This is a genomic window from Kangiella sp. (genome assembly GCF_014762745.1).
In the GTDB taxonomy this organism is placed as follows: domain Bacteria; phylum Pseudomonadota; class Gammaproteobacteria; order Enterobacterales; family Kangiellaceae; genus Kangiella.
This window is the reverse complement of the sequence record NZ_JABURJ010000079.1, coordinates 1-1,698: the sequence shown is the minus strand read 5'-3', so window position 1 is coordinate 1,698 and position 1,698 is coordinate 1. Positions and strand designations below refer to the sequence as shown.

Genomic DNA, 1,698 nt, shown 5'->3' with positions numbered 1-1,698 from the left:
TTTTGATCTTATCTTCCCAAAAATCAAGCTTTATGTGCTTAACTGATCGGCATTAGCCTTTCGGCCCGTTTTTTTTAATATTAAAAAATTTTAAAAAATTGACATTTCCAGCCTTTTAATCAAGGATATAGATTCACCTTTTAAACTCTTTAGTTATATCATGACGTTAGCAGATACAGGTCTTTCCGGATTGGCCCACTTGTTGGTTGCAGAAGGGCTTTTAACCAAAGAAAAGGTCCAGCAGGCAGTAAAAAATGCCAAAGAAGAAAAGGTTGGTCTTATTGACTGGCTAGTCTCTGCCGGTTGGTTGGAAGGTAGGCAGGCTGCTAAGGCACAGGCCCTCAATTTTGGCTACCCTTATTTTGACCTTTCCAGTATAGCTTTTGATAATATCCCCAAAGACGTTATTGACCTTAAATTGATGCAGGCTCATAGGGCTGTTCCTCTTTATAAGCGGGGCACTCGCTTATTTGTTGCTGTCTCTGATGCTACCAATCTTAAAAGTTTAGAAGAAATTCGTTTTCAGACTGGTTGTTCTGTAGAAGCTGTTCTGGTTGAACCTAATAAATTGGAAGCGGTAGTCAGTAAACTCATAGAAGAGAAAGAAAATGAAACCCTGTCCGGTTTTGATGATGCTGACCTGGATAATATTGATTTAGATGCAGTAGATACAGATGCTGAACAGGAGATGGATGAAGGGGCCGGTGGCGAAGATGCGCCAGTGGTTAAGTTCGTCAAGCAGATGCTGGTTTCAGCGATTCGAAAAGGCGCATCGGATTTACATTTTGAACCTTATGAAAAGAAGTATCGTGTCCGTTTCCGTATAGATGGGATGTTACATGAAGTGGCTTCCCCTCCAATACAACTGTCTGGGCGTATATCCGCTCGCTTAAAGGTTCTTTCTGGCCTCGATATTTCCGAGCGCCGCGTTCCGCAGGATGGGCGTGTAAAGCTTAAGATATCAAAAACCAAAGCGATCGACTTTCGTGTGAATACCTTGCCTACATTGTTTGGTGAAAAAATTGTAATGCGTATTCTGGATCCCTCTCAGGCGATGTTAGGTATTGATGCGTTAGGATTTGACCCCAAGCAGAAACAAGATTTCATGAGAGCTATCGAGAAACCGCAGGGGATGGTTTTGGTTACCGGTCCAACAGGTTCTGGTAAAACGGTAACTCTTTATACAGGGGTTAATATTCTTAATGATGAATACAAGAATATTTCAACTGCTGAAGATCCAGTCGAGATTAACCTGCATGGTATTAACCAGGTTAATGTCAATGTCAAAGCAGGTCTGACTTTCGCGTCGGCACTAAGAGCTTTCCTACGTCAGGATCCGGATATTGTACTGGTTGGTGAGATTCGGGATCTGGAAACTGCAGAAATTGCCATTAAGGCGGCTCAAACCGGTCACTTAGTATTATCCACTCTACATACCAATTCAGCTCCCGAAACCCTAACGCGTCTGGTCAATATGGGGGTTGCTCCCTTTAATATTGCGACCACCGTTAACCTTGTAGTTGCTCAACGTCTGGCCAGACGACTATGCGAACACTGCAAGAAACCCTCCGACTTACCTAAAGAAGCTTTACTTGAAGAGGGTTTTAGTGAGGAAGAGCTGAACGAACTCACAATTTATGAGCCAGTAGGTTGCGATAAATGCACAATGGGCTATAAAGGTCGTGTGGGTTTATTCCA

At 42.9% G+C, this 1,698-nt stretch carries 1 protein-coding gene; it reads left to right on the top strand.

The window, feature by feature from the left end:
• Positions 1 to 160 precede the first annotated feature (160 nt).
• Positions 161 to 1,698 (top strand): type IV-A pilus assembly ATPase PilB (gene pilB, locus HUJ19_RS05670; protein ID WP_290622733.1); only part of this gene is annotated, 1,538 nt, incomplete at its 3' end.